Origin of the sequence: Erysipelothrix aquatica, assembly GCF_009828825.1 — a bacterium.
GTDB classification, from domain to species: domain Bacteria; phylum Bacillota_I; class Bacilli_A; order Erysipelotrichales; family Erysipelotrichaceae; genus Erysipelothrix; species Erysipelothrix aquatica_A.
The window spans coordinates 1-5,042 of the sequence record NZ_WTTA01000009.1 but is presented as its reverse complement, the minus strand read 5'-3'; the positions used below and the strand labels follow the sequence as shown (position 1 = coordinate 5,042).

Annotated in this window: 3 rRNA genes; all 3 read right to left on the bottom strand. The window is 48.5% G+C overall.

Annotation, left to right across the window (positions count from 1 at the left end):
- Positions 1 to 30: 30 nt before the first annotated feature.
- The 3 genes from rrf to GVV22_RS10920 all read right to left on the bottom strand — a co-directional run bounded on the left by rrf (position 31) and on the right by GVV22_RS10920 (position 4,944).
- A 5S ribosomal RNA gene (rrf, locus tag GVV22_RS10930) occupies positions 31 to 144 on the bottom strand.
- Positions 145 to 209: 65 nt separating this feature from the next.
- A 23S ribosomal RNA gene (locus tag GVV22_RS10925) occupies positions 210 to 3,117 on the bottom strand.
- A 290-nt stretch (positions 3,118 to 3,407) separates the two neighbouring features.
- Positions 3,408 to 4,944 (bottom strand): 16S ribosomal RNA (locus GVV22_RS10920).
- The 16S, 23S and 5S rRNA genes sit together here, the layout of an rRNA operon.
- Positions 4,945 to 5,042 lie beyond the last annotated feature (98 nt).

Sequence of the window (5,042 nt, the reverse complement as noted above, 5' to 3'; positions counted from 1 at the left end):
AAAAAAAGACATCCAAATGGATGTCGAATTACCTGGCAATGAGCTATCTTCACTAACGCTTGGCTAGATATTGTCGCCGCTAAAGTGCTTAACTTCTGTGTTCGAGATGGGAACAGGTGTGACCACTTTGCTAGAATCACCAGATCATGAGAGTAATCTCTCAAAACTGAATAACAGAAGACTTTGTATCTTTTCAAATAGTCGTTATTGTGATTAAAACCTCGACCTATTAGTATCAGTCAGCTACACATATCACTATGCTTCCACCTCTGACCTATCAACCTGATCGTCTCTCAGGGGTCTTACTACTTACGTATGGGAAATCTCATCTTGGAGTTGGCTTCGTGCTTAGATGCTTTCAGCGCTTATCCAGTCCATACTTAGCTACCCAGCCATGCCCTTGGCAGGACAACTGGTACACCAGCGGTATGTCCATCCCGGTCCTCTCGTACTAGGGACAGCGCTCCTCAAATTTCCTACGCCCACAACAGATAGGGACCGAACTGTCTCACGACGTTCTGAACCCAGCTCGCGTACCGCTTTAATGGGCGGACAGCCCAACCCTTGGAACCGAATTCAGCTCCAGGATGCGATGAGCCGACATCGAGGTGCCAAACCTCGCCGTCGATGTGAACTCTTGGGCGAGATCAGCCTGTTATCCCCAGGGTAGCTTTTATCCGTTAAGCGACGGCCCTTCCACGTGGTACCGCCGGATCACTAAGCCCGACTTTCGTCCCTGCTCGACTTGTAGGTCTCGCAGTCAAGCACCCTTCTGCCTTTACGCTCGTCGATTGATTTCCAACCAATCTGAGGGTACCTTTGGGCGCCTCCGTTACTCTTTAGGAGGCGACCGCCCCAGTCAAACTGCCCACCTGACACTCTCCCGGACCCGGATTACGGGTCGCGGTTAGATCTTCAAACTTACAAGAGTGGTATCCCAATGGCGACTCCACATAAACTAGCGTTCATGCTTCATAGTCTCCCACCTATCCTGTACATGTAAATTCAAAGATCAATATCAAGCTACAGTAAAGCTCCATGGGGTCTTTCCGTCTAGTTGCGGGTAACCGGCATCTTTACCGGTACTAAGATTTCACCGAGTCTGCTGCCGAGACAGCGCCCAAATCGTTACGCCTTTCGTGCGGGTCGGAACTTACCCGACAAGGAATTTCGCTACCTTAGGACCGTTATAGTTACGGCCGCCGTTCACTGGGGCTTCAGTTCAATGCTTCGACTCATGGTCTAACACATCCCCTTAACCTTCCAGCACCGGGCAGGCGTCACCCCCTATACTTCGTCTTGCGACTTTGCAGAGAGCTGTGTTTTAGTTAAACAGTCGCTTGGGCCTCTTCACTGCGGCTCTTCTCTAAAAAGAGCACCCCTTCTCCCGAAGTTACGGGGTCATTTTGCCGAGTTCCTTGGCAACAGTTCTCTCGCTCACCTCAGGATTCTCTCCTTGCCTACCTGTGTCGGTTTTGGTACGGGCCAAACCATAATTAACGCTAGAAACTTTTCTTGAGAGCTGGCATCGGTTACTTCGCTACTTCCTCACGGGTTCACTCCTCATAACGCCTTTGCTTTATATGGCGGATTTGCCTACCATACGGCTCCTTCGCTTAAACCGGCTCTTCCATTCGCCGGCTTAACCTAGCCTTCTCTGTCATTCCTTCACTTATGGCTCGGGTACAGGAATATCAACCTGTTGTCCATCGACTACGCTTTTCAGCCTCATCTTAGGTCCCGACTTACCCAGGGCGGACGAGCCTTCCCCTGGAAACCTTAGGCAATCGGTGTGTCAGATTCTCACTGACATTTCGCTACTCACACCGGCATTCTCACTTCTATACGCTCCAACGCTCCTCACGGTACATCTTCAACGCTGTATAGAACGCTCCCCTACCACTTGTATTACTACAAATTCGCAGTTTCGGTATCATACTTAGCCCCGGTAAATTTTCGGCGCAGGGTCACTCGACTAGTGAGCTGTTACGCACTCTTTCAAGGGTGGCTGCTTCTAAGCCAACCTCCTAGTTGTCTGTGCATCCCCACATCCTTTTCCACTTAGCATGAATTTTGGGACCTTAACTGGCGATCTGGGCTGTTTCCCTTTTGACTACGGACCTTATCACCCATAGTCTGACTGCCATCTACTTCTCCACTGGCATTCGGAGTTTGATTATATTCAGTACCCCGAGATGGGGCCATCATACATTCAGTGCTCTACCTCCAGTGGCCTTACGATGACGCTAGCCCTAAAGCTATTTCGGGGAGAACCAGCTATATCAGAGTTCGATTGGTATTTCACCCCTAGCCACAACTCATCCGCCAGCTTTTCAACGATGGTCGGTTCGGTCCTCCATTTGGTTTCACCCAAACTTCAACCTGGTCATGGCTAGATCACTCTGTTTCGGGTCTACCACAATGTACTTCGCGCCCTATTAAGACTCGCTTTCGCTTCGGCTCCGTCTTTTCCAACTTAACCTTGCACATTATGAGTAACTCGCCGGTTCATTCTACAAAAGGCACGCCATCACCCTTTAACGGGCTCTGACTTCTTGTAAGCATACGGTTTCAGGATCTATTTCACTCCGCTTCCGCGGTTCTTTTCACCTTTCCCTCACGGTACTGGTTCACTATCGGTCACTAAGGAGTATTTAGCCTTACCGGGTGGTCCCGGTTGATTCCGACAAGGTTTCACGTGCCTCGCCGTACTCAGGATTCCACTAGGGTAATCGCAGCTTTCGTCTACAGGGTTTGCACCTTCTACGACTGGCCTTTCAATGCCATTCGACTAGCTTTAATTAATCCCACATTGTGGTCCTACTACCCCATCTCGAAGATGGTTTGGGCTCTTCCCGTTTCGCTCGCCACTACTCAGGGAATCACTGTTGTTTTCTTTTCCTCTTGCTACTAAGATGTTTCAATTCGCAAGGTTGCCTCACTATAGACTATGTATTCATCTATATGTAATACTGCATTACCAGTACTGGGTTCCCCCATTCGGATACCTCCGGATCGTTGAGTACGTACCTCTCCCCGGAGCATTTCGCTGTTAGTCGCGTCCTTCATCGGCTCTTAGTGCCTAGGCATCCACCGTACGCCCTTACATATTTAATCACATGTAATTTCGCGCCTGATTGTTTAAAATCAGTTTTTGTGTTTATCGCTTCGATAAACGTGTGTTCGCTTTGCTTTTAATTGCTTTTAGTTACTGTTTGTTTAACTTGATGTAAATCTAGTTTATACAACTATTCGAAAAGATATTCTGTTGATAACTTTATGTCTATCTATCTCTTCTGTTATTCAGTTTTCAAAGATCATTCTTTTGAAAAGCTTAATAGCCTCTCAAAACTAAACAGGAAACTCTTGTGTCAACTTCTGCTTCTTACTAAGTTATTACTCCTTAGAAAGGAGGTGATCCATCCCCACCTTCCGGTAGGGATACCTTGTTACGACTTAACCCCAATCATCGGTCCTACCTTCGACGGCTTCCTCCCTTTCGGGTTAGACCACCGGCTTCGGGTATTACCAACTCTCATGGTTTGACGGGCGGTGTGTACAAGGCCCGAGAACGTATTCACCGCGACATGCTGATTCGCGATTACTAGCGATTCCGACTTCATGGAGTCGAGTTGCAGACTCCAATCCGAACTGAGACGTACTTTCTGAGATTCGCTTCACATCACTGCTTCGCTGCCCTCTGTATACGCCATTGTAGTACGTGTGTAGCCCAGATCATAAGGGGCATGATGATTTGACGTCATCCCCACCTTCCTCCGGTTTATCACCGGCAGTCTCTCCAGAGTCCCCAACTTAATGCTGGTAACTGAAGACAAGGGTTGCGCTCGTTGCGGGACTTAACCCAACATCTCACGACACGAGCTGACGACAACCATGCACCACCTGTATCCGCCATAACTATTACATATCTCTATGCTTTTGCGCGGTATGTCAAGACCTGGTAAGGTTCTTCGCGTTGCTTCGAATTAAACCACATACTCCACCGCTTGTGCGGGCCCCCGTCAATTCCTTTGAGTTTTACGCTTGCGCGCATACTCCCCAGGCGGGATACTTATTGCGTTAACTACAGCACTGAATTTCTCCAACACTTAGTATCCATCGTTTACGGCGTGGACTACTAGGGTATCTAATCCTATTTGCTCCCCACGCTTTCGAGCCTCAGCGTCAGTTACAGGCCAGTTAGCCGCCTTCGCCACTGGTGTTCCTCCATATATCTACGCATTTTACCGCTACACATGGAATTCCACTAACCTCTCCTGTACTCAAGTCTACCAGTTTCTATGGCATCACGGGGTTGAGCCCCGAACTTTCACCATAAACTTAATAAACCGCCTGCGCTCCCTTTACGCCCAATAATTCCGGATAACGCTTGCCACCTACGTATTACCGCGGCTGCTGGCACGTAGTTAGCCGTGGCTTTCTGGTAAGGTACCGTCATATAGCTAGCATTCCCTCTAACTATCGTTCTTCCCTTACAACAGAGCTTTACAACCCGAAGGCCTTCTTCACTCACGCGGCGTTGCTCGGTCAGGGTTTCCCCCATTGCCGAAAATTCCCTACTGCTGCCTCCCGTAGGAGTCTGGGCCGTGTCTCAGTCCCAGTGTGGCCGGTCACCCTCTCAGGTCGGCTACGCATCATCGTCTTGGTGAGCCGTTACCTCACCAACTAACTAATGCGCCATAAGCCCATCTCATTGTGATGTATCCCATCTTTAATTAAATCAAGATGTCTTGACTTAACCTATCCGGTATTAGCTGACGTTTCCATCAGTTATCCCAGGCATTGAGGCAGGTTGCTTATGTATTACTCACCCGTTCGCCACTAAGATTGTAAGAAGCAAGCTTCTTACGCTCTTCGTTCGACTTGCATGTATTAGGCACGCCGCCAGCGTTCATCCTGAGCCAGGATCAAACTCTCCATTTGATTCTTTCTCATTTTTATACTCTGACGAGTTTTGTTTATTTCTTGTATTTCTTTTGAAATTGACGTTTCCTGTTTAGTTTTCAAAGACCATTTTGCAC